The 25,735-nt window shown below is 57.5% G+C and carries 29 protein-coding genes; 8 read left to right on the top strand and 21 right to left on the bottom strand.

Features of this window, described 5'->3' with window-relative positions:
* From V7651_RS05050 to V7651_RS05020, 7 genes are all read right to left on the bottom strand, one after another.
* The gene (locus tag V7651_RS05050; protein WP_035539522.1) at positions 1-1,071 is read right to left on the bottom strand and encodes an EscU/YscU/HrcU family type III secretion system export apparatus switch protein; all 1,071 of its coding nucleotides are present in this window, start codon (positions 1,069-1,071) and stop codon (positions 1-3) included.
* Between the two features lie 8 nt (positions 1,072-1,079).
* A complete protein-coding gene (locus V7651_RS05045; RefSeq protein ID WP_335612449.1) occupies positions 1,080-1,835 on the bottom strand; it encodes a flagellar biosynthetic protein FliR in 756 nt (251 codons plus the stop codon).
* On the bottom strand, positions 1,835-3,853 hold the full coding sequence (locus V7651_RS05040; RefSeq protein ID WP_051624887.1) for a flagellar biosynthesis protein FlhA: 2,019 nt from the start codon (positions 3,851-3,853) through the stop codon (positions 1,835-1,837). Before V7651_RS05040 ends, V7651_RS05045 begins: the two co-directional genes overlap by 1 nt.
* A 68-nt stretch (positions 3,854-3,921) precedes the next feature.
* On the bottom strand, positions 3,922-4,185 hold the full coding sequence (locus tag V7651_RS05035; protein ID WP_034740111.1) for a flagellar biosynthetic protein FliQ: 264 nt from the start codon (positions 4,183-4,185) through the stop codon (positions 3,922-3,924).
* 15 nt (positions 4,186-4,200) lie between these two features.
* A complete protein-coding gene (gene fliE, locus V7651_RS05030) occupies positions 4,201-4,497 on the bottom strand; it encodes a flagellar hook-basal body complex protein FliE (RefSeq protein WP_335591559.1) in 297 nt (98 codons plus the stop codon).
* Between the two features lie 17 nt (positions 4,498-4,514).
* Positions 4,515-4,898 carry a flagellar basal body rod C-terminal domain-containing protein gene (locus tag V7651_RS05025; RefSeq protein WP_335612448.1) on the bottom strand — a complete coding sequence of 128 codons (384 nt, stop codon included), beginning with the start codon at positions 4,896-4,898 and terminating at the stop codon, positions 4,515-4,517.
* Between the two features lie 16 nt (positions 4,899-4,914).
* Positions 4,915-5,271, bottom strand: coding sequence for a flagellar biosynthesis protein FlgB (locus V7651_RS05020; RefSeq protein ID WP_335612447.1), 357 nt, complete (start codon positions 5,269-5,271; stop codon positions 4,915-4,917).
* A 90-nt stretch (positions 5,272-5,361) separates the two neighbouring features.
* On the opposite strand from V7651_RS05020, the gene V7651_RS05015 reads away from it, so the two are divergent.
* Positions 5,362-6,693, top strand: a complete 1,332-nt coding sequence (locus V7651_RS05015; protein WP_335612446.1) for a FliI/YscN family ATPase — start codon at positions 5,362-5,364, stop codon at positions 6,691-6,693.
* Here the strand turns inward: V7651_RS05015 and V7651_RS05010 are convergent, their stop codons facing one another.
* The 6 genes from V7651_RS05010 to V7651_RS04985 form a co-directional block, all read right to left on the bottom strand.
* On the bottom strand, positions 6,694-7,521 hold the full coding sequence (locus tag V7651_RS05010) for a DUF1217 domain-containing protein (RefSeq protein WP_335612445.1): 828 nt from the start codon (positions 7,519-7,521) through the stop codon (positions 6,694-6,696).
* Between the two features lie 2 nt (positions 7,522-7,523).
* Entirely contained in the window at positions 7,524-7,952 is a 429-nt protein-coding gene (locus V7651_RS05005) for a flagellar biosynthesis repressor FlbT (protein ID WP_335591564.1), read from the bottom strand.
* The gene (flaF, locus tag V7651_RS05000; RefSeq protein ID WP_335612444.1) at positions 7,952-8,341 is read right to left on the bottom strand and encodes a flagellar biosynthesis regulator FlaF; all 390 of its coding nucleotides are present in this window, start codon (positions 8,339-8,341) and stop codon (positions 7,952-7,954) included. The genes V7651_RS05005 and flaF overlap by 1 nt, the downstream gene beginning before the upstream one ends.
* A gap of 70 nt (positions 8,342-8,411) precedes the next feature.
* Positions 8,412-10,001 carry a flagellin gene (locus V7651_RS04995; RefSeq protein ID WP_335591566.1) on the bottom strand — a complete coding sequence of 530 codons (1,590 nt, stop codon included), beginning with the start codon at positions 9,999-10,001 and terminating at the stop codon, positions 8,412-8,414.
* A 141-nt stretch (positions 10,002-10,142) separates the two neighbouring features.
* Complete coding sequence (locus V7651_RS04990; RefSeq protein WP_035539515.1) at positions 10,143-10,523, bottom strand: hypothetical protein; 381 nt, start codon at positions 10,521-10,523, stop codon at positions 10,143-10,145.
* A gap of 2 nt (positions 10,524-10,525) precedes the next feature.
* Complete coding sequence (locus V7651_RS04985; protein WP_035539514.1) at positions 10,526-10,831, bottom strand: hypothetical protein; 306 nt, start codon at positions 10,829-10,831, stop codon at positions 10,526-10,528.
* 117 nt (positions 10,832-10,948) lie between these two features.
* Between V7651_RS04985 and fliK the strand changes: the two genes are divergently transcribed.
* Both fliK and V7651_RS04975 read left to right on the top strand, forming a co-directional pair.
* A complete protein-coding gene (fliK, locus tag V7651_RS04980; protein WP_335612443.1) occupies positions 10,949-12,403 on the top strand; it encodes a flagellar hook-length control protein FliK in 1,455 nt (484 codons plus the stop codon).
* Between the two features lie 10 nt (positions 12,404-12,413).
* Positions 12,414-12,980, top strand: coding sequence for a flagellar hook assembly protein FlgD (locus tag V7651_RS04975; protein WP_335591568.1), 567 nt, complete (start codon positions 12,414-12,416; stop codon positions 12,978-12,980).
* Between the two features lie 30 nt (positions 12,981-13,010).
* Here V7651_RS04975 and V7651_RS04970 read toward each other — a convergent pair whose 3' ends face one another.
* The 8 genes from V7651_RS04970 to V7651_RS04935 all read right to left on the bottom strand — a co-directional run bounded on the left by V7651_RS04970 (position 13,011) and on the right by V7651_RS04935 (position 19,785).
* A complete protein-coding gene (locus V7651_RS04970; RefSeq protein ID WP_335612442.1) occupies positions 13,011-13,580 on the bottom strand; it encodes a flagellar basal body-associated FliL family protein in 570 nt (189 codons plus the stop codon).
* Positions 13,581-13,585: 5 nt separating this feature from the next.
* A complete protein-coding gene (locus V7651_RS04965; protein WP_241767026.1) occupies positions 13,586-14,197 on the bottom strand; it encodes a flagellar basal body L-ring protein FlgH in 612 nt (203 codons plus the stop codon).
* A gap of 80 nt (positions 14,198-14,277) precedes the next feature.
* Complete coding sequence (gene flgA / locus V7651_RS04960) at positions 14,278-14,685, bottom strand: flagellar basal body P-ring formation chaperone FlgA (RefSeq protein ID WP_035539509.1); 408 nt, start codon at positions 14,683-14,685, stop codon at positions 14,278-14,280.
* 4 nt (positions 14,686-14,689) lie between these two features.
* Positions 14,690-15,475, bottom strand: coding sequence for a flagellar basal-body rod protein FlgG (gene flgG, locus V7651_RS04955; RefSeq protein ID WP_335612441.1), 786 nt, complete (start codon positions 15,473-15,475; stop codon positions 14,690-14,692).
* A 29-nt stretch (positions 15,476-15,504) separates the two neighbouring features.
* Positions 15,505-16,218, bottom strand: coding sequence for a flagellar hook-basal body complex protein (locus tag V7651_RS04950; RefSeq protein ID WP_335591570.1), 714 nt, complete (start codon positions 16,216-16,218; stop codon positions 15,505-15,507).
* Positions 16,218-17,981 (bottom strand): hypothetical protein, encoded by a 1,764-nt coding sequence (locus tag V7651_RS04945; RefSeq protein WP_335612440.1) that lies wholly within the window; start codon positions 17,979-17,981, stop codon positions 16,218-16,220. The genes V7651_RS04950 and V7651_RS04945 overlap by 1 nt, the downstream gene beginning before the upstream one ends.
* Positions 17,978-18,844, bottom strand: coding sequence for a flagellar motor stator protein MotA (gene motA, locus V7651_RS04940; RefSeq protein WP_335612439.1), 867 nt, complete (start codon positions 18,842-18,844; stop codon positions 17,978-17,980). The genes V7651_RS04945 and motA overlap by 4 nt, the downstream gene beginning before the upstream one ends.
* 41 nt (positions 18,845-18,885) lie before the next feature.
* Positions 18,886-19,785 (bottom strand): FliM/FliN family flagellar motor C-terminal domain-containing protein, encoded by a 900-nt coding sequence (locus V7651_RS04935; protein ID WP_335591572.1) that lies wholly within the window; start codon positions 19,783-19,785, stop codon positions 18,886-18,888.
* Positions 19,786-19,939: 154 nt separating this feature from the next.
* On the opposite strand from V7651_RS04935, the gene V7651_RS04930 reads away from it, so the two are divergent.
* From V7651_RS04930 to V7651_RS04910, 5 genes are all read left to right on the top strand, one after another.
* On the top strand, positions 19,940-20,758 hold the full coding sequence (locus V7651_RS04930; RefSeq protein ID WP_335612438.1) for a flagellar motor protein MotB: 819 nt from the start codon (positions 19,940-19,942) through the stop codon (positions 20,756-20,758).
* A gap of 80 nt (positions 20,759-20,838) precedes the next feature.
* Positions 20,839-22,143 carry a flagellar hook protein FlgE gene (locus V7651_RS04925; RefSeq protein WP_335612437.1) on the top strand — a complete coding sequence of 435 codons (1,305 nt, stop codon included), beginning with the start codon at positions 20,839-20,841 and terminating at the stop codon, positions 22,141-22,143.
* 28 nt (positions 22,144-22,171) lie between these two features.
* Positions 22,172-23,620, top strand: coding sequence for a flagellar hook-associated protein FlgK (gene flgK / locus V7651_RS04920; protein ID WP_335612436.1), 1,449 nt, complete (start codon positions 22,172-22,174; stop codon positions 23,618-23,620).
* Between the two features lies 1 nt (position 23,621).
* A complete protein-coding gene (locus V7651_RS04915) occupies positions 23,622-24,605 on the top strand; it encodes a flagellin (protein ID WP_335612435.1) in 984 nt (327 codons plus the stop codon).
* A gap of 4 nt (positions 24,606-24,609) precedes the next feature.
* Positions 24,610-25,719, top strand: coding sequence for a flagellar basal body P-ring protein FlgI (locus V7651_RS04910; protein WP_035539496.1), 1,110 nt, complete (start codon positions 24,610-24,612; stop codon positions 25,717-25,719).
* Positions 25,720-25,735 lie beyond the last annotated feature (16 nt).

Raw genomic sequence — 25,735 nt, 5'->3', positions numbered from 1 at the left:
CTACATGTGCTTACGCACACGCTCCACAAAATTGATTGCCGCGGCGACGGCGGCGAAGTGCTCGGGAAGGATTTCCTGATCGATTTCGACGAGCTTGTAGATAGAGCGGGTTGTCGGCGGATCCCGGAAGATCGGAACATCGTTTGTCATGGCAAGTTCCCTGATCTTGGCAGCGAGGTGGTCGACGCCCTTGGCCACGCAGACCGGCGCAAGGCCTTCATCAGGGTTCCAGCGCAGGGCAACGGCATAGTGTTCGGGGTTGACCATGATGACCGTGGCCGTCTTCACGTTCTTCATCATCTGGCCGCTGGCGATCTTGACGCCTGCCTGACGGCGCTGCTGCTTGAGTTGGGGGTCGCCCTCACTCTGCTTCATTTCCTTCTTCATTTCCTCGCGCGACATTTTCAGCTTGTTATTGTGCAGCCTTTGCTGGAGCGGCAGATCGACAGCGGCCAGGAGAAGCTGAAAGACGAGGAACCAGATGATGAGCTTCATCGCCTGGCTGAAAGTGAACATCGCGAACTGGTCCATCTGCATCGCGCTGCTGGCATAGTAATCCTTGGCCAGCTGCGAGAGGAACATCACGGCAATGACGGCCGCGATGACCAGCTTGAATGTGTCTTTCAGGAAGTCCGTCAGGCCACGCGCGCCATAGCGCTTCTTGAGATTTTCGACTGGCGAAATCTTCTTGGCATCAACCTTGATCTTCTTGAACGAGAAGGAGATCGACCGCTGGATAACGAGGGATATGAGAACGACGGCGGCGAGCAGGAGATAGATCAGGGAGAAGTGAATCAGAGTGCCCGAAAGCCAGCTGCGCGTTTCACTCCCACCAGAGTCGAAGATGTCGCTTGCAAAGGAATCCGCGTGATAGAGGATCGATGAGAAGTCGGTAAAGACCGCGTTGCCAACCGTGAACTGCAGCACCATGCCGGCAATGAGAATGCCGACGATCAAGGCGAACGCGTTGGCCTCCTTGGACTGGGGAACATTACCCTCTTCCCGGGCCTGACGCTGCTTGGTCTCGGTGGCGTCAAATTCCTTTTCGCCGCTGTCATTTTCCTCCGCCATGGCCTAGCTCACATCCATCCCACGACATCGATCACGCGCTCTTTCCAGACGACCAGAAGGCCAATGACCGAGAGAGCGAGGAATACCATTCCGCCACCAATCAACAGCGGTGCACCAACAAAGGCAACCATCAGCTGAGGCAGGGCTTTGTTGATGAAGCCGAGACAGATATTGTACAGGAGGTTCACAGCGACGAAGGGCCATGCGAGCAGGACAGCAAAGCCGACCGCCGAGAAACACTGATCGGCCAGCATGCGCAGATCGAGGGACCAGAGCGCGCCGACCGGTATTTCTCCGTAGAGGCGCAGGAGCGCGGCAACGACGCTGATATGGAAGTCTGCCGAGAGTAGAACCGCCGCGCCGGCCAGCGAGAGAAGGTTCGCTGCCATTGTCTGCGCTTCATGCTCCATCGCGACACCGAGGAGCTGCGACAGGCCGATCGACTGCGAGATAATCGTACCGGCGATACTGAGCATCCAGATGGTTACGCGCAGGGTGACCCCCAGGCAGAAACCGATGGTCAACTCGCTGAAAAGAACGGCCGCATAGCTGGAGAGCGGCCACGTGACCGGCACGCCGACTACGCCGGTCGTTGCCATTGCCATTGATATTGCCAGCAGGACAACAAGACGCATCTGAACGGGAATCGCCTGCTCGCCGAGGCCGGGCATCAGGAAGACGACAAAGGAGAGCCGTGCAATGACCACCATGTACAGGCCCAGCCAACCGGCCAGGGGGCCCGCCAATGGCGCCAGTGCCTCCATCAGACGACGCCGATAATATAGGGCTTGGTCTTGGAGCTGATTTCCTCATAGGCGAGAACGGAATTGCGGATACCCTTGCTGGCCAGAACGGTCTGGAGGAAGCGGCGGCGGCGCGAAGAGGTCGCCACGGAGGCCATGACGCCTTTCTTGGCCGCTTCATTGAGTTTTGACTGCACCTCGTTCGTCAGTTCGCCGAACATTTCCGGCGGCAGGGCGATATCGCTGCTGCCATTCTCGCCGGCGACTTCGTACTGCGTGAACTTCTGCTCCCACGCGGTGGAGAGCTGCACGAGCGGCAGGCGGCCCTGATCGTCCTGGAGACGGTCCACGATCTGGAAGGCGAGGCGCTGGCGAACCAGTTCGACCATGCGCGGCAGGCCGGGGTTTGCAGTCTTCGCTTCGGCAATGGTCTCGATGATGAGGAACAGGTTGCGGATGGAGACGCGCTCTTCAAGCAGGAGGCGGACAACTGACAGGAGAAGCTCGGGCGTCACCTTGGTGGGAATGTATTCGTCAAGGAAGCGGCGGTTCGAGGCCGCACGGTCACTGTCGCTGACCGTGGTCAGGGCATCCAGCGTATCGAGCAGGACCATGCGCGTGAACACGAGCGAGAAATTGGACTGGATGACTTCCAGCATATGCGTAGCGAGCACTTCGATGGGCTCGACAACGGGAATGCCGGTCGCGGCCAGCTCCTGCTTCTTGCTGTTCGGGAGCCAGCGAGCGGCCGCCTTGTAGACCGGCTCCTTGACCTTTTCGCCTTGCAGGTAAGGCAGTTGGTCGTCTTCCATCAGGGCGAGAATGGAACCGGGCCGCAGCATGCCGGAATCAATGCGGACACCCTGAATGCGAATGCGATAGTCATTCTTCTTGAGGGTCGGATTATCCGTCATGCGGATCGGCGGCAGAACGAAGCCGTATTCTTCCGCGATGTAGCGGCGGATCTTGTGGATACGGCTTTCAAAGCCATTCTCACCGATCAGGACGAGGTTCACGAGGTCAGGTGCGACTTCCAGATGGATTTCGTCGGCATGGATGGAGTCGCCGAACACGATTGCTTTTGGTGCCTCGTCTTCGATAATTTCTTCCTTGGCATCGCGCTTGTCGCGGTTCTGCTTGCGCACAAAGAAGGACGCGGCCGCAAATCCGGCAGACGCCGCCATGAAGGGAATGAAAGGCAGGCCCGGGAACAGCGCGAAGACGAAAAGGATGCCGGCCACGATCATCAGGGCTGCGACGTTGCTGCCGAGCTGCGCGAGCAGGGCAAGGTCGATAGCGCCTTCTTCACGGCCCTTGGACAGAAGCAAGGCTGACGCAACCGAGACAATGACCGCAGGAACCTGCGAGACCAGGCCGTCACCGACTGTCAGAATCGAATAATTGCTGAGCGCCTGCGAGAAACTGAGATGGTGGACCGTGAGCCCGATACCGATGCCCGCGACAAGATTGAGGGCGGTGATCATCAGGCCGGCAATCGCATCGCCCTTCACGAATTTCGACGCACCATCGAGGGAGCCGAGGAAGCCCGCCTCTTCCTGCTCGCGCTGGCGCCGCATCTTGGCTTCTTCATGCGTGATGGCGCCGACGGCAAGGTCGGAGTCGATGGCGAGCTGTTTGCCGGGCATGGCATCAAGGGCGAAACGCGCGCCGACTTCCGCCATACGGCCCGCACCCTTGGTGATGACCATGAAATTGACGATCACGAGCACGCCAAAGACGACAAGGCCGACAAACAGATTGCCGCCCATGATGAACATGGCGAAGCCTTCGATGACCCCGCCCGCTGCATGCGTACCTGTATGACCTTCGCCGATGATCAGCTTGGTCGATGACACGTTCAGCGCGAGGCGCAGGATCAGCGAGGCCAAGAGCACACTCGGGAAGGACGAGAAATCGAGCGGGCGCTCGATGAAGACCGCGGTTGCGAAGATGAGGATAGCGAAGGCGAAGGACAGGGTCAGCCCGACATCCATGACCCATGCCGGAACCGGCAGGATCATCACCAGAATCACCAGCATAAGGCCAATCGCCAGCAGGGATGTTGGCCTGGACAGTCCGTAGAGAATGGAAGTGTGCACTATGGGACCTATCGGGCAATCAGCGGCAGTACCGAATTGTTGAACAGGTCAAGGCAGATCCTGGTCATGTATCCGAGCGAAAGAAAAAACACGATCACGACGACGAGAATCTTCGGGATGAATGTCAGGGTGATTTCCTGAATGGATGTCAGCGCCTGGAGAAGGCCAATCGCAAAACCCACAATCAGTGTGGCAACAAGAATAGGCATGGCCATCATCGCGGCTGCCCAGATGTGGGCCCGCAAGACCTCAAAGACCTCAGCTTCCGACACGGCCTACTCCCACGCCTAGACAGGCATCCGCAGAAGTTCCTGGTATGCTTCGACAACCTTGTCACGAATGGTGACAGCCGCATCCAGCATAAGCTCGGCATTGGCCAAAGCTGCCACCATTGCGTGCGGGTCGGCGCCAGCAACGGCTGTCTGCATGGTGGATTGCTCCGCCTGCTGCATCGCCATCCGGAAGTCGGAAATACCTTCTGCGACAGGGCTCTTGGCCGCATCGGTTTTGCCTGCGGCCTGCGCGGTATCGGCAGGCTTTGTGGTGTTGAGCGCCGTATAGGCGTTGAAACTGACTGTGGACATGGGTGTCGATCGCCTCCCTAGCGACGCAGAATATCGAGCAGCGAGGAATACATGGAACGCGCCTGCTGAAACGCGTTCAAATTGGCTTCATAGGTTCGGTTGGCTTCGCGCATGTCAGCCATTTCCATGACCAGCGATACGTTCGACATTGTGACGTAACCGTCCTGGTCGGCCATCGGGTGGGACGGCTGGTAGTTGCGCTCGCCAGGCGTCTCGTCGAGCGTTTCCTTCATCGCGGCAAACGCGTCTGCGCCGCCGATCTGCGGCTGCATGGAGAGAAGCTTTTTTTGATAGCCGGGCGTGTCGACGTTGGAGATGTTCTCGGCCGCGACCGTGATACGGCTCGATTCGCGACCCATGCCGGCGACGGCTTGTTGCATGACTGCCTTGAGGGGATTCATGTGGTTTCCTCCTTACTCATCTCTTGCCGATGGCGGTGCGAAGCAGGTCGAGCGATTTGGTGTAGACCGTCAGGGCCATCTGGTGTTGACCCATGGCGTCGGCTGAATTGAACAATTCCCGCTCGAGGCTGACCGTATTTCCATTGGGCGCGGCAGGTGTGTTAGCGGCCTCGGTGCGGAAACTTCCGTTCAGGCCCCCGGATTCGCTGCCCATGCGGACGCGATCAAGAAACGTATCGAATGATTCAATTTGAGCGGCCTTGTATCCCGGCTGGTCGGCATGCGAGATATTGGTCGCGCTCACCTTCTGGCTCTCCGCCGCATGGCGAGCCATGGCGCTCAGGATCTGGAACATGGGAAGTTCTGAAATCATGACCTGCCCCTTTGGTTAACCCCATCACAAGATTTGGTAATCTATATTAAGGAAACCGTTAATTTAGGATGAAGGTTCAGAGCGCTCCCCATGCAGGTTTCTCCCGCTTCACTTCATCTCTATCGCCTATGGGGCACCGTCACCGATGTGGCACCCGGTATGATAAAAGTTGCCGGCGTCAGCGAGCTGGCGGGCGTTGGAAATGAAATTATCATAGAAAAACCGGGCCTTAAGGTTCTAGGAGAGATCCTGAATGTCTCTGGCGATAGTGTCACGGCGCTGCTCTTTTCGCCCTGCGATGCCATCCGCATCGGTGATCCCGTGCAGATCGAACAGGAGGCGAGGGTCAAGCCGGGCGACCATTGGCTGGGACAGATCATTAACTATCGCGGTGACGTTACAGGACACAGCGAATCGCTCTCAGACGGCCATTCAGCAGGTCGACGGCTGCATGCTGCCGCCCTGCCCGCCCACGACCGACGCGGGATAGGACCGCGCCTGGATTCGGGCTGGATGGTGACCGATACGATGCTGCCCATCTGTCGTGGCCAGCGCCTCGGCCTGTTTGCAGGCTCGGGCGTTGGCAAGTCCACGTTTCTGGGGTCACTCGCGGGCGGCATGGAAGCGGATGTCGTGGTGATCGCGTTGATTGGTGAACGCAGCCGCGAAGTGAACGAGTTTGTCCGCAATATCTTGCCCGCCGCCATCATGTCGAAGACGGTCGTCGTCGCAGCAACGGCCAGCGAACCGCCCGGCGCCAAGAAGCGCGCCGCCTATTGCGCCATGGCTGCGGCCGAACACTTCCGTGATCAGGGACGCAATGTCCTGTTCCTGTTCGATTCCATCACGCGCTTCGCCGAAGCCCACCGGGAAACCGCCCTGCTCGCCGGGGAGACACCTGCGCTGAATGCCTTCCCCCCCTCGACGGTACGCATGATTGCCGAACTGGCAGAGCGGACTGGTCCCGGCACAGACGGCAAGGGCGATATTACGGCGGTCTATTCAGTGCTCGTTGCGGGATCCGACATGGAAGAGCCGGTCGCCGACATGATCCGCGGCATTCTGGATGGGCATATCATCCTCTCGCGTGAGATTGCGGAACGGGGCCGTTATCCCGCAATCGACATCCTGCGCAGCGTTTCGCGCAGCCTGCCGCATGCCGCGACCGACGACGAGAATGCGCTAATCCGCGATGCCCGCCGAATGCTGGCGCTCTATGAGGAAGTGTCGCCGATGTTGCGCGCAAATCTCTACGAGCCCGGCAAGGATGCCGAAGCGGACCGCGCTATCAGATTATTTCAGGCGCTTGATGGGTATGCAGCGATGCGCAGTAGCGCCGGGATCAGCGATGCGTTTGCGCAATTGCGCGCGATCCTCTCAGCACAAGGTGACGCCGCCCCGATACAGGCCGCGCCATCCTGATCAGAGCAGGCTGAGGAACAGGTTCTGGCTGCCCTGGCTGCCGAGGCCGTTGCTTAGCAGCGTCAGCGCGGCAGAAGCTGGCGAATAGTTGGCCGCGCCTTCCTTGATCGACTCCATCAGGTGGAAGCGCTGGATAGCCTTGTCGACGATTTCAGGTGAGGCAAGCTCCGACATCTTGTTGATGCCGAATACGCTCTGGAGCCGTTCTTTGAAGATGTCCGCCTGACGCTCGATGGTCAGGTTTGTCACCTGGGACGGAATGTTCAGCGCACCCTCCAGCAATGTGCGCACGGGAACGTTCGCCAGGATGCGATAGAGAACTGCGGTATCGCTCGACCCATTGCCGACAATGCCGTCTATGTCTGATTTGAAATTGAGGCTGATGCGCATGTTGTCATCCACCTCACCAACTGCCGCCTCAAAAGACTGTGTCGCGAAATCTGCCGAAATGGCCGAGATGGCAGCTGGGGCAAGTGTAATCTTGCCATCGACGGGCTTCATTGCATTGGCAAACGCAGTGTAGTTCGGATTATTGAGCCGCGTCAGGAATGTGCTTTCAGGATCAGCGACCTCTGTCAGCACCTTGTCGATAAAGCCCCGCTTCCATTCCTCACCCCCCAGATCAAAGGATGTGAGCGAAATGCGCAGAAGCCGGGAATCCTTCAGGAAGTCTTCCACGGCAACCGGCTTGGAGAATTTCTCGGCGAGGTAATCCTGATCGAGGCGAACCTGCGCCGATTCAGTATAGGACTCGAGCTGGCGATCATAGGTCGCCTCAAGGAATTTCCAGCCCGTGTTACCAGTCAAGGGAATAACAGGCTGAAACATGCCTAGGCCACCTTTACATCCGATACAGACGAAGAACCCGTACGCGCCAGGAGCTGGCTTTCAAATGCCAGCATCTGCCGCATGTGGCAGAGCGCAGAGTAATAGTTCCCACGACTAATCATTGAGCGAAGCATCGGCACGAGCTCTGCGTCGAGCACGCGGAACACATCGAGAAGATTTGAACAGGCATCATCAATTGCCGGCAGTGTATCTGCTTCCTTGAGATCTCCTGTGATCAGGAGCTGGACAGCATAATAGACCTGCTTGACGGGCGTGTTGACTTCTTCCGGGCGAAGGGCGTCGCGGCAGCGCAACACGCGCGCGTCGCCATCGGCAATCCGGATACGGGCAGGCTTGTCGCCATTCTCAAGTACGGCGCCGTTTACGATAAAGCGCTCACCAGGGGCAATTTTCAGAACAAGACCAGACATCAGGCGGCTTCCTCTGTCACTGTCGACACTGGGATGCCCGATAGGCCGGCTATGATGCTCTTATTGATATCGATAAGATCCGCCATTCCATCGTTCCCGGCCAGCACGCGGTTGCTGCATTGGCGGACGAATTGGGAAAGGGAGATCAGGTTGTTTTTTGTTTCTTCAGGAAGCGTATTACCGGGCCCGATCAGGTCTGTAGCGATAATGGTCCAGAGTTGCTGATTGCGATATAGCGCGTCTGCCCAGGCTTCGAGTGGCGGCGTCTCAAGCTGCGCGACACTTTCCAGCGCTTCTGTGATCTGGCGAAAGAGAGATAGCTCTATCTCTTTGGCACCTGCGGTACGTTGTTGGACTTCACCGTAAGCCCTGAAAGCCAGATTATGCAAAGCGCCCTCCTGAACACCTTATTGATAGGGTGACCCGGGCGCGTCCCAGCGCCCGGGTCGGATAGTCATATTACCGGAACAGCGACAGCAGTGCCTGCGGTGCCTGGTTGGCGATCGAGAGCGCCTGGACACCGAGTTGCTGCTGAACCTGCAGAGCCTGAAGCTTGGCAGAAGCGGCTTCCATGTCGGCATCCGTCAAGCTGCCGATACCTGAAGTCATCGAGTCGATCAGCGTCATGACGAAGTCGCTCTGGCTTTCGATCTGCTTCTGAGCAGAACCGAATGTCGCAGCCGCATCAATGGCCGTATTCAGGAGCGACTCGATCGTCGTCAGGGCAGCCGCAGCGCCTGCTTCAGTCGAAACGTCCAGTGACGCCAGGGCACCGAGGCCACCTGCAGCAACGTCGGCACTCGTGGAAGCGAGACCACCAAGGTTGGCCACGACGTCACCGCCATCAGCCGTCAGCGTAAGCGTAGCGCTGTCTGCTGTCGGATCAGCCGCATCAGCCACTGTAACAGTCAGGTTGGAGATGCCTGCGGCGTCAATAAGCGTCTTGAGACCAGCAGCAACTGTGTTGTTGGTATCGTCCGCAACGGCCGTGTAGGTGTAGTCAGCACCGCCCACATTGACCGTAAACGTCTCGCCAACAGCAATCGTGCCGCCAGTGATGCCGACTTCGACATCATCGCCATCAGCGATAGCGCCTTGCGAGTAAGTTGCCGAGATCGCGGTATCATCGACGTCGAGGGCGTTGCTGGAGTCCGTGTTCGTGATCGTAATGGCCAGATCGTCCGCCGCAGGATCGGCAACATCCGAGAACGTGAACGTTGCATCAACAATGTCCGTATCCGTCACGGATGCGTCAAAGTCAGCCTTCAACCCAGCAGCAACTTCGTTGATCGTGTCACCAGCCTGGGCCGTATAGACCACGTCATGACCATCAATGCTGAGCGAGAACTTGTCGCCTGCAGCAATTGCACCGGCCTTCAGTGTCAGCGTGCCCGTACCAGAAGCAGCGATCGTACCGGAAATCGCCGTCGAGATGGCGCCGCCGTCGGCAGCATCTTTGTCTTCGTCGGTCGTAGTAACCGTGTCGGCGGTGGAAACATAACCGGCGTCGCTAGCAGTCTTGGCAGCCGCAGGCACAGCAGCGCCCGTCGACAGGTCAGCACGGTTCACGGTGATCTTTGTCGCCGCAACGGAACCATCCGAGCTACGATCAAGCGAAGCAAGGATTGCAACGCTGTCGGTGCCCTTCAGAAGATTCTGGCCGTTGAACTGAGCGGCGTTCACGATATTGCCGATCGATGTGCGAATGGCCGCAACGTCGGTCTGGATCTTGTCGCGGTCGACCCCGCCTTCCTGCGCAGAGACGATGAGGTTTTTCATGTCCTGGAGCAGGCTGGTGATTTTCTCGGAAGCCGAGCGGGCAACGCCCACAGTCGAGTTGCCGAGGTTCAGCGAGTCGGAGATTTGCTTGAAGCTGTCGACGTCGGTCGACATGACCGTCGAAATGGCCCAGATCGCCGCGTTATCCTTGGCGGAGCCGATTTTCTTACCGGTCGAAATTTCGTTTTGTACGGTCGCAAGATTTTTGTTGATATTGCGGAGCGTATCGAGCGCAACCATGGCGCTGTTATTTGTCAGAATACTGGACACAGTATGTTACCTCAGATTTTTTTCCACGAGCATCTCGTGGATTGATCAAACACGCGTCGTCCTGACAGTGAAAATCACCTAACCATTCTTTGGTCAGTCCAACCACTGATAGGGCCCTTGTGTGTAAATTGAGTTAACCAGTCAGGCCTTTCTGTGGAAGCGTCCGGTAACTTCCGCAAAAGGAACTTTTCCACCATCCCGGCCATAAGAACCCACATAGGCACTTGCGTGGAGGGACTGAAGTCGGTCGATCGCATGCCGGAGCCCGTTACGAACCGCAACGAAGTGCGCAGCATTCTCTTTTGCAGAGATTGCAATTGATTGCAGGATGCTCTGGTGATCATCGATCATGGCGCGCATCTCAGGGTTTGCCAGAGCGGTTTCCAGCGATGTGATGGCATCGAGCTTCTCATCCATAAGGGAAATGGCATCACGGGCGCGGCCAGAGAGGAGCATGTCCTTCTCGATTGCGAGTATGTTCTGCAGGCGCGTTGCCCTATCGCGGATGGAATCTGCCGGCACGTCTATTCACTCCGTTTTGTGGTGGTCAGCTCGGTCTCGACCGATGCCGCAAGCCCCATGGGATGGCTTGCCGCGAGGTCCTTGGCCACAGACTCAACCATGTAGCGCGAAAATGCGGAGGCCGCTTCACCTCCCCCCTGGGAGAAAGCTTTTTCCAGGCCCGCATGCGACAGCATCTCCGCCCAGAGCATTTGCTCGAACTTCTGCCCGATACTCTCCGCTTCAGACATACCCTTCTGGACGGGCGTCCGGTTGATCGGCGTTTGAGACGCGATGCCTCCCAGCTGGATACCTATCGGGTCCGTCATTTAAAATTCCGCATTCAGATTACTGATCAAACTGTGAATAAAATCATTTGAATTATTAACCTACTTTTTACGCGGCTTGGTTTTAATTTGGTTAATGCTAGCCAGAGCGGACCCGCGATGACATTCCTTCTCGAAACGGACTTCACCGTACGTCGGCAAACCGGTCCGGGTGAAACCAATTCGCGCAACCGCGATACAGCCAAGGAGGCTGGCTCCGGCGCAGAATTCGCACGGTCGCTCGCAAGCGCCGAGACTGAAGCGCCTGAGAGTGATGCGCCGAAACAGCTTATAATAGTTTCGCCTGACCGGTCTGGAGCCGCCTCCATTCTCATGGATCAACAGGCCCCCGCAGAAGTGCCGGAGCCGGATGAGACTGCAGGTTTGGAAACGCCTCTCGACGTCAAAAGCGACATTCGCGTTGACGGCATTGCCGCAGAGGGAGACGCGGAGCTGATTTTGGCTGATGGCGACGATGCGGATAAAGCATCGATGGCCACTGATCCACAGCAGGCCGCCGCGATGAGCTCGGCGCCAACGCCCAATCTTGCCCCCTCCCCTGCACCGGTCACGGCTTCACCTCAGGCCGACGGTGAGCTCTCCAAGTCATCCGACAAGGTTGCCACAAATGCCAGTATGGCAGCCTCGCCGCAGGCGACACTGCCTGGCAATCAGCCTCAGCAAGCTGAGGCCTCAGGGCAAACCCCGGAGCCCCTTCAGCCAGTCGCAGCAGACACCGTCCCCGATACGCCGCCCGCCGCGAATATGACCACAGTCGGCGTCGCGCAGGTGGCGGCGACCAAGGTGGCAGACACGCCCGTACCCCGATCAGAGAAAGCTGGAGCAGCACCAGCCGCCGCCCACACGCCCCGAACTGCCGAGGCGACGCCCGACACAAAAGTGAGACACGGCGATAAGCAGCGCGCCGAGGCGCCAGAGATGGAGGTTGATGGTCCCGACGCGGCTGCGCTGTCTGCACTTTCCGCCGAACAGAACAGCGCCACCAAAGCTGTCGCAACTCAAGACAAGGCCGCATCCGTTGACACGGCAGCCATGACAATGACGGCGACCGCACCTCCACCGGTCGCAACGCAATCGGCTGCGCCGACCGCTCCTCCTGTTATGGCACCAACGAACGCTCTCGTGTCCGCGACCCCTGCAGAAGTTGTCGATATTCTCTCAGACTCGCTGGCGTCGCCCGACGAGAAGAAGAACCACGTACATATTCAGCTCGATCCACCCGAACTCGGACGCGTGTCTCTCGACTTCAAGTTCGACGTCCATGGCCTGCAACACGTAACAATTGTTGGCGAGACGCCAGAAGCCATGCGGCAATTGCGGCTGATGCATTTTGAACTCGTGAATGCGCTCGAGCGTCAGGGCCTGTCGAGCGAGAACATGTCATATCAGCAACAACAGACCCCGCAGGACCCAGGCCAGCAAGCTGGCCGCGATCCGAGCAGATCCCAACCGAACACATCCGGTTCGACATCGCCTGCGCTTCCGGAACTGGTTGCACAAAACACCATTCAGTCACGGCCGACATCCATCGCCGGGCTCAATATCAAACTCTGAGGAACAGCCCATGACCACAGTGAACGGGACAACGCCCTACGCATCGAATGTGCCAACGGCACCGACAGCGCAGCCCGAAACGGGCGCGGAGTTCAACAGCTTTCTTCAGCTGCTGACAGCGCAGCTACGCAACCAGGATCCGCTCGCGCCCCTCGATTCCACACAGTTTGTGGAACAGCTTGCCACGTTCTCATCACTTGAGCAGGATGTTAAATCCAACACGAGCCTCGAAACGATCGCCGCGCGCATGGATGAGCTCTATGCCATCGCCGCGAGCCAGTGGATCGGCCAAACCGTTTCGGTTGAGTCCACATGGGAGCCGTTCTCGGGCAACCCCCTGCCCTTCGCCGTCGACATACCTGAGAATGCAGACACAGCAATCCTCTCGGTGAAGGATGAGACCGGCAAGACAGTTTGGACCAAGGAACTGGAAGCGGGAACGGAAACGTTTACCTGGAACGGAGAGAACCAGACAAGTGAAGAGCCGTCCCCTGCAGGCAACTATAAATTCGGCGTCGATATCTATATCAGCGATGAATATGCCGGAACTGTCGCGCCGCGCGTAACGGCAGGCTAGAGCTTAAGCCGCGACGGACTTCCTGAGCGCCTAGAGTTCCTGCTTCGCCATATCAACTATGAGGACATTTTCGATGCCTGTCGGGATGATCTTCTGCAGGTTCATCAAAACCGTCGCGCGGATCGACTCATAGTTATCGATATTGGAAATGGCTTCCAGCGTCTCCCCGTCATTGCTGAGCCCGATCAGCGTCGTCATGATGTTATCGCGTATCTTGGGCTCCATCGAAAAGAGCTTTGATGTGATACTGGAATCGACTTCAAGGTTGATGTTCAGGATGACGAGGCTGTCGACGCGCGCGTCGCGCATGACAGGCACTACAAACTCTCGCGTGAATTTGAAATAATCCACGCCCGATGAGGCTCCGCCGCCATGGGAGTCCTTCTCATGAGAATCCTTGGCATGCGAATCCTTCTTCTTCTCAGGTGCGCCATGCCCACTTTTGGCTTCTTCGCCATGCGAGGATTTCGCTTCCTTGGCGCCATGCTTTGGCGCGTCAGCCGAGGCTCCTCCGCCTGACGTCTTCAGGAAATTGCCCCCTATGCCGCCTGCGACGATGCATAAGATGACGATAATAGCGGGAATGATATTCTTCATCATGACACCTAGAACGGCAGAACCTTATCAATCATCCTGGGAACGACTCCGCGTCCCCCCATCCCGGTCGTGTCGCCTCCATTGACATATGAAAGCTGGGCATCCGCAATCTTCTCATAGGACACTGTATTCGTGCGCGTTATATCCTGTGCGCGGATAACACCCGCGACGCTCAGATAACGGACCTCGTTACCGACACGAGTCTGCTGGTAGCCCTGGATCACGAGGTTGCCATTGGGCTCAAGCCCGACGACACGCGCAGCAAGCGTGAAGGCAATCTTTTCCGCGCGATTCACCGCGCCCGCACCGTTGAGATTTGAATTCCGCGTATAGTCTACTGCCGGCGACAGACTGGCCGCACCGGGCAAGGCACGGTTGACGACTTCAGGCAATCCGAACAGAGCGTCGACGCCGAAGTTTTCGCTGGAGTCCCGACTCCGCGTCAGGGAGCTCTTCAGGCTTGCCTGATCATCCATCTCGACGACGACCGTGAGAAGGTCACCTACCTCCTTGGCGCGGCGCATGCTGAGCAGAGCGTTTGGCGATGTGGCCCAAAGCGACGGATTTGTGCCGTCCGCACTTTGGTCGACAGGGATGTTCCATTGGGTGGCGTATGACATGTCTGGAACCGCAGTGGGGGGCGGCGCACTTGCGCATGCCGTTATCGCAGTTGCCAGAACTGTGGAAGAAATAAGCGTTCTCATTGTGCCAGCACCCATCCACTCTCTTGGACCACGCCCTGGACGAGTTGCCGGGATTCCTGATTCAGAACCGTGACTGTTTCGTTTGCGGCCGCATCTCCCATCGCACGACCTGTCGTCGTGATCTCAAGCGCACCGCTGATATATTTGACGGATACGGTCTGGTTACGCTTCACGACCATCGGCGCGCGCGTATTGTTCGCGGTGATCGGTTGGCCCACATAGACTGTCCTCCGGACTTCACGTCCCATAAGTGGATCGGCGCTTTCGACGACATCTCCCTCTTCGGTAACGGCATTCGCCTGGGAAACCCGGTCACCAGCGCGAATGACTTCGGCGGCAACAAGCGATGAAGAATCGAACACAGTGGCGAGCAAGCCCAGTCCGAGTGCAGCGAGCATGGTCATGACGCTACCTCAACCGTGTTGTGGCCGCGAGCATCTCGTCTGATGCCGTAATGACTTTGGAATTCAGTTCGTATCCGCGCTGGGCTTCGATGAGTTCGGAAATCTCTTTCACCACATCGACACCTGAATCCTCGATAAAGCCCTGACGGATATAACCAGCGCCTTCGGTGCCAGCGACGACTTGGGTGGGTGGGCCCGATGCCTCGGTTTCGCGGAACATGTTGTCGCCGACCGCCTCAAGTCCCTTCTCGTTGACAAAGCGCGTCAAAGAGATCGTGCCAATCGCCTGGCCTGCAGCAGCGTTTGCAAAGTAGGCGACGACTTCACCATCACGGCTGATCGAGAGGCGGGTTGCATCATTGGGTATTGTGATGCCATCGGCGAGTGGATAGCCATCCATGGTCACCAGCTCACCCTCGGCACTGCGGTTAAGCTTGCCATCACGCGTATAAGCGGAGTCGCCGGAGGGAAGTGTGACCTCCAGGAAGCCTATACCGTCGATCGCAACATCGAGCTCCCCGCCTGTCTCCTTGAGTGTGCCCTGCGTGATCTCCATGGAGACGGTTGAGGGCCGTACGCCGGTACCGATCTGGATGCCGGCCGGAACGACCGTTCCCACCTGCGAGGTAATCGTGCCAGGCGTGAGATATTGCTGGTACATGAGGTCCGAGAATTCAGCGACACGCGGCCGATAGGCCGAGGTACTCATGTTGGCGATGTTGTTTGAGATAACGTCGACACGCATTTGCTGCGCCGCCATTCCCGTTGCTGCAATCTGTAGGGACTTCATGTCCGTCTCCTCTCGTTAGCCATCATGGCCTAGCGTTCGCGCACTGCTGAAATAAGCTGACCTATGCGCTGGTCTTCGGTTTCTAAAAGGGCCTGCCCGGCCTCATAGGCACGCTGCACTTCGATCATGCGCGAGACCTCAAGGACTGGCGAAACGTTGGATTGCTCGAGCGCGCCTTGCACGATGCCAAAATCCTTGGCAGCGGCAAAACCGTCCTTGGCCGAGAAATAGGTATTCGAATCCCGCATAAGCTCGCCGTCCGGAACGACTATCCCGACCTGATCAATCTGCAAGCCATTGGCCGAAATTGTACCGTCTGCGGAGATAACGAGATTGGTCGCCTCGGGGGGTATCGTGATCGGGCCGCCCCCCGCATTGAGGACATTACTGCCGTTCATGTCGATTAAATTGCCATTGGCCGCCAGCTGGAACTGACCAGCCCGCGTAAGGCGCGTACCCTGCGGCGTGTCGACCGTGAAGTACCCATCACCTTGCACCGCGAGGTCGAACTGACCACCTGTAACCTTGAGCCCACCCTGCTCCATTTCGAAGGAGTGGCCTGCAAGGCTACCCATGGACAGGGACGATGTGTCCGATCCGGTGCTCACCATGAATTCGGCGAATATGGCGCGGTCTGTCTTGTAGCCCGTTGTACTCGAGTTCGCGAGGTTGTTGGACACGACCTGCATTTCCTGCATCAGGCCATGCTGGCGTGCGAGCGTGGCATAAATCGCATTGGACATCAGTTACCTCCTCCTACCGGCACCGCAGATCCGCTGGCGCGGTTGAATATGGCTGGCGCCTGAGCGACAGAGACTTTGGTCTGTGTTACAGCGCCTTTGCGTGCGGCTCGTCGCAGTTCTGCAACCAGCGCGACACGGTGCTTGTGTTCGTCACCAGTCAGCATGCGCGCTGCCGTGTAGACCCATTCCGAAACGATCCAGTCGCCCGTAGTCGCATCATCTTCGATAAGTGCCAGAATGACGTCGGGGGCGATCTCGAGGCGATCTTCATAAACCCTCAGACGCTCCGGCGCATGCGTACGAATTGCGCTGCGCGCAGCGAGCAGGTTGAGCGATGGGTCGCCGATATATTTCGTCGCGAGTGCGAAGACCGTTTCATAGTCGCGGCGGCGGAACGCCAGCTCCGCGGTCTCGGCCGCAACGCCTTCTGTCATGGACACGCCGTTAGACAGCTTGCTTGCGAGATCGGCAAAGCCCAGCTGGACAGCTCGTCCCGAGGCAAGGCTGTAAAGCGCATTCCGGTCTGGCTCGTTTGCAAGAAAATCAGGCTCTTCGATCATCGCATCGATTGCCGCCAGATTGCGCACGCTTTCGCTGCTTTCGAGGTCCCGATGAAGGCTTGCCACCAATTGCCGTCTGACCTCTGTCTGGGCTTCCGGGTTCTGCAGGGCAGGCTGGGCCGCAAGCTTCATGAGGGGTTTGTAGCTGGATCGGGCGCTCAATTCTCTCAGCGCATACTGCAAACTGGCGACCAGCTCCTTGTCGCTGCTGATATAGCCAAACTTCTGCATAAGGTCGCCAAGCAACACTTCCTCATAGGCGGGCTCCACCGGCATTCCATGACGCTGCATGGCGGCGAGCGCCGCTTCCTGGAACCGTGGTTTGCGCAGGAAGCCGGACACGGTTTTCTGCGCTTCCGTATTCCCACCATCCATCTGGATCAACGCACGCGCAAACTGCAATTGCGGTGAATCCTGAAAGTCGTTTTCATCGAAGTCAGCGATCAGCTTCTGCGCCAGGCCGCTTTTGCCGCGCTCTTCAAGCTTTGGAATGCTCAGCAATGTAACATCCGAGCGAAGACGTAATGGAAGTTTCCGGAATTCGGACAATGCGCCCTGCAATCGTTCAGCACCCGCCTCACGACCCGAGACAAGTTCCGCAGCCGCCAGCCATATGGCAGTATCCGACTTGCAGGAAACCATTTGGGCGAAGAAACCGACATCCGGTGCGCCGCGGTTTTCCATGAGATCCGCCAGCTTACCGAGAGCCGTGGCTTCAGCGCCAGGCGTCAGCTTGAGCACCATCTGCGCTTCGGAATACAGGCCAAGAACCATATATGTTTTCGCCAGCTCATAGCCTGACGAAGCGGGCGTGGCGCTTTCCACATGACGGCCGGCTGTTTCGCGTGCGGTGTAGACCTGCTGGTATTCGGTTACGCCCTTGTAGTCCGTGAAATCGAAGGCATCTCCCGCATCGCATGCATCATACACGCGGTCTGGCACCGAGGCAGCCGGTGGGCGCTTCTTCACAAGCTGGGCGGGTTGATGATCCGAGCCTTCATCTTCGCCGTGCGACTCTACGGAAGCCGGCCCCTTTGGCGTCAGTATACCCTCTCGGATCGCACCTTGAACAAATAGTTCCAAATTGGATGAAAGATCAGATTCCCGGGATGTACGGTCCGGCGTCCCTGTATCCGGCTCAAGCGCAAGGCTCTGGGGAACCAGGCAGAGGCTGAGCATCAGGATGCAGGGAAGGCGCGTCATGCAGCGCGCTTCATGTTTCGAATGGCCTGGTCAACCTCGTCATACGTCGGGCGGACGCGGGATGGCGCATGTCTGCGTGCAACTTCTACGCAGATATTGACCGGGTTGAGATGGAGGTTGGAGACAAGGATCTCACCGATCATGGCGTAGAAGGCATGCTCTTCAACACGGATATCCTTCACTTTTTTCGCGAAGGGACCAACCACGCCATAGGCGAGGAACACGCCGAGGAATGTACCGACAAGTGCGCCGCCGATCATGCCGCCAAGAATTTCAGGGGGCTTGTCGATAGAGGCCATTGTCTTGATCACGCCAAGCACAGCCGCAACAATTCCGAGCGCAGGCAAGGCATCGGCCATGTTCTGCAGCGCATGTGATCCGTGAAGCTTATCCTCAGCCAACTGATCGAGTTGCTTCTGCATGAGCTCTTCGACCTGATGGACATTGTCAAAGTTCATGATCATCGAGCGAATGGTGTCGCAAACGAGTTCGATGGCCGAATGGTCCTTCAGAATTTTCGGGTACTTCGTGAAGATGCTGGATTCGCCCGGCGCCTCGATGTGGGTTTCAACCTCAACCGGGTTCTGCTTCATCAGGTTCAGCAATTCGTGCATCAGACAGAGCAAGTCCTGATAGTCTGTCTTCTTCCACTTTGCGCCGGTAAAAACCGCCGTGACATCACCCATGGTATGTTTGACGGTATTCATATCGTTACCGGCAAAGAATGCACCCAGTGCAGCACCGCCGATCATCATGCCTTCGAATGGCAGCGCATGGGTAATGATGCCCATCTTGCCGCCAGCAAGCAGGTAACCACCGAAGACCATAACGACGGTTATGATCAATCCAAATATCGTATTCACCCCAGAACTCCCTATCCCCGCGCGAACGGCGCGGGTCGCTGTCACAAATCCACTAACTCACGAGCGAAGTTTTCTGATATTGGCGTATGAAGCTTCACGGCTCTTTGCCGTTTCCACACACCCAGCTCTCCCAAGCCGATATCGACACTTCCATTTATTGTTTCTGCACAGAGCGACAGACGGTTCGCGTCAGCATTGGCAAGCGGCAGAACATTGCCAACTTCCAGCCGCGAACACTCGGCGATCGTGAGCGTCATGCGCTCTAGAACCACGTCCAGCGATATTCCCGATGCCCGGACAGATGCGCTGAGCGATTTCGGGGTTTGCTGGCATGCCTCCTGCTTCCTGACTTCCTCATGTCGCAGTTCGGTTTGCGCATGTTGCTGCATGAAATCAAAGGCGTACATAATCTTGAGAACGGAAACGCCGCCCCCAAACTCAAGCTCGAGATCCACCCGCAAATACCGACTGGCATTATCGAACCCGCCGACAGCCGATTCACTATCGCAAAGCGGAGATTGCTTCGCAGAAACTTCATGTCCTTCGAGAGGCGCACCCATCTTCTGCCAGAGGGCGACGGAAGTTTGCTCGCAAAGAAGCTTGAGAAAGAGTGAGGAAGCGTCTGCCAGACTTTCGACATCCTGATGCAGGCGTGCGGCTGCACATTGTATCGCAATTCGATTATCCAGCGTAACCGAGGCAATGCCAGACGACAGGTTGGCGGCCATAAAGAAGGTAAACGGATCCTCGAGGATATCGTCTGCAGCACTGGCACCAATCACGCGGCGACCGATGATCTTGACCATCGTCTCCGCACCCAAATTCGCATGGGCCCACGCCTCTGCGCTGGACTGCACCTGCTCCCAGAACGGACGCAGATTTGCGATGGATGGCGGAACACCAGCTCCCGCTTCAATCTTTTTCCGTAGAATGGCGGACACGAATCACCTGCAACTAGAGGGATAATAACCCTTCCAATTGGTGACTGACCCGTTGAAAAAGAATTAACGGAAGACCTAAAGTTAAGCATTGAACAAGCAATGATCCTTCACTGATCTTTGGTAAACGAGTCCCATCATTCGACTGGCGGGACCTATGGAAATTCAAAACGCAGCTATCGTGCAACCCACGATCATCAAGCGCCGGCGCGTGGTTAAGGCCGCCGAGCACCACGGTGGTGCCTGGAAGGTTGCATACGCCGACTTCGTTACCGCAATGATGGCGTTCTTCCTTCTGATGTGGCTGCTTAACGCCACGACAGAAGAGCAGCGTAAAGGTATCGCCGACTATTTCAGCCCTACCATCCCGATCTCCCGCATATCAGGCGGCGGCTCTGATGGATTGAACGGCTCCTCGATCATGACTGAGGAAACCTATGCCCGTATGGGAACAGGCGCATCTCGCAAGGAAACGATCGCCAACCATAGCGATGGCAAGCAATCAGAAGCCAACGAGCGTAAGATCGCCGCCGAACTTGAAACACTCAAGCAGTCGATGAGCGCTGAAGGCCACCAGCTTTCCGAGCACATGATGATCAAGATGTCGCCTGAGGGACTTGTCCTCGAGATAACCGATTCCGAGGACGCACCGCTCTTCCCGATCGGCCAGAGCGATCCGTCTCCCCTGCTCACGGGTATGCTGGGCCAGGTAGCGAAGTCCTTCGGGACGTTCCAGAACGATATCAAGATCGTCGGCCATACCGACAGCCTCAGCTACCGCGACGGTGCTGTATATGATAACTGGAACCTGTCATCGGACCGGGCCAATGCAGCACGCAAGCTATTGCTTGCCGCGAATATGGACCCCAATCGTATTCTCGAAGTTTCCGGCAAGGCCGACACGGATCCGCTGATCCAGGGTAATCCGTCCGCACCCCAGAACCGCCGGATCTCGGTCACCATCCTGACTCGTTAACAGAACGGCCCGATCGGTTAGCCGGTCATTAACTATCAAGGGTTAATTTTGGTTGCTATACCTTGCAGGAGCAACCGTACATGAGCATCTCTTCGTCCCTGAACGCAGGCGTGATGGGGTTGAACGTCAACTCCGCGCGTCTCTCGACAATTTCAGACAACATCGCGAACTCATCCACTGCTGGCTACAAGCGCAGCCAGGTGGATTTTTCAAGCATGGTGATCCAGCAGAGATCATCTGCATACGCCGCAGGCGGCGTGCGAGTGGACACATTCAAGGATGTTGCAGCCAGAGGCTCTCTCATTTCGACAGGCAGTGCAACGGATATCGCGGTCTCGGGCCGCGGGCTCCTTCCGGTCACCGATACGAGCGGCCTGACATCGACGGCGTCCAATCGTAACATGATGCTTGTCCCGACCGGATCCTTCTATGCGGACGAGAATGGCAATCTTCGGACGCAGAGCGGACTGTTCCTGCTTGGCTGGCCGGCAGATTCCTCGGGCGACGTCGGAAATGTCAGCCGTAATAGCGGTGTCAACCTCGCGCCCGTGAACATCTCGACGTCGCAATTTACCGCGACGCCGACAACTGAAATGGATTTCGGCATCAACCTGCCAGCCGACGCGACAAATGCCGGCTCCACGAGCGGCGACTTCAATCTGCCGGTCGAGTATTTTGATAATCTTGGACGTGCGAATACGCTGACCTTCCAGTTTACTCCGGTTGTTCCGGCCAGCGGTGCCAGCAATCAGTGGCAAGTCGATATCTTTGACAGTGCCGGCGATCCTGCTATCTCGATTGGCAGCCTTGCGCTCGAATTCAGCGATGCTCCCGCCTCGGGTGGCCGCATATTGACGGCAACTGCGGGTGGTGGCGCAGCCTATAACGCCGCAACAGGCGCCATTTCGCTCACACTCCCGCACGGGCCCGTAACGGTGAACATTGGCCGTCCTGATGACAGCCAGGGAATTACGCAGCTTGCAGCTCCATTCTCGCCAACAAACGTTACCAAGAATGGGGCACCGATTGGAGATCTCAAATCGGTTGAAATAGACGATAAGGGCTTTCTGCAGGCTGTTTATGATACGGGCCTGCGCCGTACACTTTACCAGATCCCCGTAGGCGACGTACCGAACATGAACGGTCTTCAGGCTCTTGATGGCCAAGCTTACAAAGTCTCAGGTTCGAGCGGCAGCATGTACCTGTGGGATGCTGGCGCCGGTCCAGTTGGCGCGGTCGCCGGGTATTCCCTAATGGAATCCACGACAGACATCGCCGCTGAGCTTACAGACCTGATTGAAACGCAACGCGCCTATTCGTCGAATGCAAAGATCGTCCAGACAGTCGACGAGATGCTGCAGGAAACGACCAATCTGAAACGCTGATAAGCAGCGCTGAAAGGCGGCCGCACACGTGACTCTGTCCAGTGCTATCAATTCTGCAAAGAGCGGCCTTCAGATCACAAGTCTGAGGGCCGATATTGCTGCAACCAACGTCGCCAATGCCTCAACGCCCGGCTATGTAAGCCGGGCGCTTGTCGTATCGGAAAGACGCGTTGGCGGCACCGCAGGTGGCGTGGAGGCCATAGGCATATCCCGCTCGCAGAATTACGCACTGACAGCAGAGCGGCGCAACCTGACGAGCGATTACGCGCAAGCGGACATGTTGACTTCGACATGGAAAACCCTGTCCGCCCAGATCGGCAATTCTTCGGAAGGCACAGGACTCTTCAAGGCATTCTCCAGCCTTGAGTCGACCCTATCAGATCTCGCCCTGTCGCCGGAATCCAGCTCGAATGCGGCAGCCGTGCTCAGCTCGGCCAAGTCCGTTGTTCAGGAACTCCATAACCTGTCGCAAATGGTCGACAGCCTCAGATCCGAAGCAGACCACGAAATCTCCAACGGGGTTGATATCGTCAATTCGGCTCTGAAGACGATCCAGGACATAAACGGTCGTTTGTCGAGTATGGACCGGACGTCCAGCCAGGCAGCCGGATTGATCGACGAGCGCAATCGCGCGCTCGACACGATTTCGGAATACATGCCGGTTCAAACCGTTGATCGCCAATATGGCGCCATTGATGTCGTGACGCCCGAGGGCGTCTTCTTGCTAGCGGGTACTGCGCGCAAAATCGAATTCAGCCCGACCTCCGCCTTTGGCCAGGGTGATACGCTAGCCAACGGGACCCTGTCCGGAATGAGTGTGGACGGCATCTCGATCACACCCGGCTCCTCCTCCTATGGCGCCGTATCAAGCGGCGTATTCGGCGCGCTCTTCACGCTGAGGGATCAGGACCTGCCGGCGGTCGGCGCCCAACTGGACGCGCTGGCAGGCGACTTGATAACACGCTTCTCCGATGATGCCCTCGACCCGACCAAGACACCGGGCGAGCAAGGCATTTTTGTCGATTCAACGGGTGCAGGCGGCGTCGGCCTTGCCAGCAGGATATCCATCAACGCCGCCATAGACCCGGACAAGGGCGGCGGCACATGGCGGCTGCGTGACGGCATCGGCGCGACCGCGCCAGGTCCGACCGGCAATGCAACAATTCTGAACGGCCTGCTGGGCGCATTCAAATCCGCGAACCCCATCAATGATTCAGGCATCCAGGGGTCGTTCTCTTCCGTCGAGATGGTCGCGCAATTTGCCTCTCTTGCCGGACAAAGCCGCGTTCAGAATGAGACTGTTCTGTCGTCCACGTCTTCTCAGCACGCAATGCTTCTCCAGGCTGAACAGGCGCAGAATGGCGTCGACGTCGACACCCAGATGCAGGACCTTCTGCTGATTGAGCAAGCCTACGCAGCCAATGCGAGGGTAATCGAGATCGCGAGCCAAATGATCCAGCGGCTGATGGATATCTGATATGCTTCGTTTCCTGCCACCCTCCTCTCTCACCTCATCGCAGGGCCTCAGTCCTGAGATAAAGGCCATTCGCGAGCGTCTGGAGACGACGTCAAAGGAGACGGTGACCGGTCGCTACGAAGACATGACGCGCCACCTCTCGGGCCGGATCAGCCAGGCCATGCTTGGCCAGAAGGCGATCGACGACATTGAGCAACAGGGTGTGCGTCTTCAGATCCGCGAAGGGCGGCTGGAACTGACCCAACGCAGTCTGGAAGTTGTTCAGAGCAGCATCAGTGGCCTTCCCGCACGTATGCAGGCCGCCCTGGCGTCTGATGACGTTGCGTCGAAAACGGCGACCGCTCGAGATTCCAAGTCGGCGTTGAGCGAGACCTTTTCGGCACTCAATGTCCGCTATGGCGAGAGATATCTATTTGCAGGCGACGCAGCGACAACGCCGCCCTTTGCCTCGGTCGACGACTTGTTGTCGGATATTCGGCAGATCGCGACCACGGCAACAGATGACGCTGACTTTGCCGCACAATTGGACACCTATTTCAACTCACCGACGGGCGGGTGGCGGGCAAATATTTATGCCGGAACGGAAACAGCGTCTGATCCTGAGTCCGTTCCCGGCACAAATGACAGCCTGTTAAAGATTATTTCCGGATTAGCCGTCATGGCGCTTTCCGGGCCGGACGAGGCCCTTCCCATTCTGAATGGCGCAAGCTCTGCTGTCGCTGTCGCCGCGCAGAGCCTGACTGACGGGCAGACTTCATTGATCAATGTGCGTGCAGTGGTTGGCCTTTCCCAGGCTCGCGTGCAGACAGAAAAAGAATCACTTGGGGTCGAGAAAACCGTTCTGACAGCAGCCTTCAATGAGCTGACAGCCCGCGACCAGTATGAAGCCGCCTCCGAACTCAAAGAGCTCGAAAGCAGCCTTGAGGCCGCCTATACGCTGACGTCGCGCCTCGCCAATCTGACCCTGCTCAATTTCTTGAGGTAATGCCATGACCCGCGCCCCCCGACTCAAGGCCCTGATCGCGGCAATCCTCTTTGCATTGCCCATGTCGGCCGCCGCTGAGCCACGCATTCGCGACATCGTGGATGTTGAAGGCGTGCGCGAGAACGATCTCGTTGGGTATGGCATAGTCGTTGGCCTCAATGGCACAGGCGATTCCGTCAAAAATTCCCCCTTCACCGAAGATTCCCTGTCTTATATGCTGGAGCGCCTTGGCGTGAACGTTCAGGGTGAAGACATCAAACCAAAGAACGTCGCGGCTGTACTTGTTACGGCGACCTTCCCGTCCTTTGCACGTAACGGCTCCACGATAGATGTGACCGTTGCCTCGATCGGCGACGCGAAAAGCCTTGAAGGTGGCACACTTATCCTGACGCCTCTCAAGGGCGCCGACAATGAGGTTTATGCTGTCGCGCAGGGCAGCATCATTGTCAGCGGCATCAATGTGCAGGCTGCCGGCGCCAGCGAGTCGCGCGGCTCGCCGACCACAGGCGGCGTGCCGAATGGCGCCCGTGTTGAGCGTGAAATCAACTATGCCTTCAATGACCGTAACATCGTCACGCTGGCCCTGCGCAATCCCGATTTCACGACCGCAGCCCGGATTGAAGACACGATCAACAAATCCGTTGGTTTCCAGATGGCTTCGATGCGCGACTCCGGCACGATCGACCTGGACCTGCTGCAAGTGACTGACTCCCCTTCCCGCGTGCTCGCCAGCATCGAGAACCTTTCGGTCGCCGTGTCGACACCTGCACGCATCGTGATCGACGAGAAATCAGGCACGATTGTTCTGGGTGAAGATGTGACGATCTCGAAAGTGGCGATCGCCCAAGGCAATATATCGATCAAGATCGTAGAATCGCCCATCGTGTCCCAGCCAAATCCGTTCTCGCAAGGCGAAACCACGACGGTACCACGTTCGCAGATCACGATCGGGAATACCGGCAATGGCAATATCGCGATGCTTGATGAAAACGTTTCCCTGTCCCAGTTGATCACCGGGCTTAATGCGCTGGGCGTGTCACCTCAGGAAATGGCCGATATCATCCGGGCGATGAAGGCCGCCGGCGCGATCCACGCCGAGCTGATCGTACGCTAGAGGACGTTACTTGAAG

The sequence above is a fragment of the Hyphomonas oceanitis genome (assembly GCF_036964545.1).
Lineage (GTDB): Bacteria > Pseudomonadota > Alphaproteobacteria > Caulobacterales > Hyphomonadaceae > Hyphomonas > Hyphomonas oceanitis.
Note: the sequence above shows the minus strand (reverse complement) of the source record. Positions and strands in the feature narration are given on the sequence as shown.

Bases quoted from the DNA above. Each gene is read 5' to 3' on its own strand.
- V7651_RS05010 (WP_335612445.1), bottom strand. From the start codon at position 7,521: ATGTTTCAGCCTGTTATTCCCTTGACTGGTAACACGGGCTGGAAATTC.
- V7651_RS05045 (WP_335612449.1), bottom strand. From the start codon at position 1,835: ATGGAGGCACTGGCGCCATTGGCGGGCCCCCTGGCCGGTTGGCTGGGC.
- V7651_RS04915 (WP_335612435.1), top strand. From the start codon at position 23,622: ATGCTTCGTTTCCTGCCACCCTCCTCTCTCACCTCATCGCAGGGCCTC.
- V7651_RS05005 (WP_335591564.1), bottom strand. From the start codon at position 7,952: ATGTCTGGTCTTGTTCTGAAAATTGCCCCTGGTGAGCGCTTTATCGTA.
- fliK (WP_335612443.1), top strand. From the start codon at position 10,949: ATGACATTCCTTCTCGAAACGGACTTCACCGTACGTCGGCAAACCGGT.
- V7651_RS05015 (WP_335612446.1), top strand. From the start codon at position 5,362: ATGCAGGTTTCTCCCGCTTCACTTCATCTCTATCGCCTATGGGGCACC.
- flgG (WP_335612441.1), bottom strand. From the start codon at position 15,475: ATGAAGTCCCTACAGATTGCAGCAACGGGAATGGCGGCGCAGCAAATG.
- fliE (WP_335591559.1), bottom strand. From the start codon at position 4,497: ATGTCCACAGTCAGTTTCAACGCCTATACGGCGCTCAACACCACAAAG.
- V7651_RS05050 (WP_035539522.1), bottom strand. From the start codon at position 1,071: ATGGCGGAGGAAAATGACAGCGGCGAAAAGGAATTTGACGCCACCGAG.
- V7651_RS04910 (WP_035539496.1), top strand. From the start codon at position 24,610: ATGACCCGCGCCCCCCGACTCAAGGCCCTGATCGCGGCAATCCTCTTT.
- V7651_RS04945 (WP_335612440.1), bottom strand. From the start codon at position 17,981: ATGACGCGCCTTCCCTGCATCCTGATGCTCAGCCTCTGCCTGGTTCCC.
- V7651_RS04950 (WP_335591570.1), bottom strand. From the start codon at position 16,218: ATGTCCAATGCGATTTATGCCACGCTCGCACGCCAGCATGGCCTGATG.
- V7651_RS05020 (WP_335612447.1), bottom strand. From the start codon at position 5,271: ATGATTTCAGAACTTCCCATGTTCCAGATCCTGAGCGCCATGGCTCGC.
- flgA (WP_035539509.1), bottom strand. From the start codon at position 14,685: ATGACCATGCTCGCTGCACTCGGACTGGGCTTGCTCGCCACTGTGTTC.
- V7651_RS04930 (WP_335612438.1), top strand. From the start codon at position 19,940: ATGGAAATTCAAAACGCAGCTATCGTGCAACCCACGATCATCAAGCGC.
- V7651_RS05040 (WP_051624887.1), bottom strand. From the start codon at position 3,853: ATGCTGGTGATTCTGGTGATGATCCTGCCGGTTCCGGCATGGGTCATG.
- V7651_RS05025 (WP_335612448.1), bottom strand. From the start codon at position 4,898: ATGAATCCCCTCAAGGCAGTCATGCAACAAGCCGTCGCCGGCATGGGT.
- V7651_RS04975 (WP_335591568.1), top strand. From the start codon at position 12,414: ATGACCACAGTGAACGGGACAACGCCCTACGCATCGAATGTGCCAACG.
- V7651_RS04970 (WP_335612442.1), bottom strand. From the start codon at position 13,580: ATGATGAAGAATATCATTCCCGCTATTATCGTCATCTTATGCATCGTC.
- V7651_RS04985 (WP_035539514.1), bottom strand. From the start codon at position 10,831: ATGACGGACCCGATAGGTATCCAGCTGGGAGGCATCGCGTCTCAAACG.
- V7651_RS04925 (WP_335612437.1), top strand. From the start codon at position 20,839: ATGAGCATCTCTTCGTCCCTGAACGCAGGCGTGATGGGGTTGAACGTC.
- V7651_RS04965 (WP_241767026.1), bottom strand. From the start codon at position 14,197: ATGTCATACGCCACCCAATGGAACATCCCTGTCGACCAAAGTGCGGAC.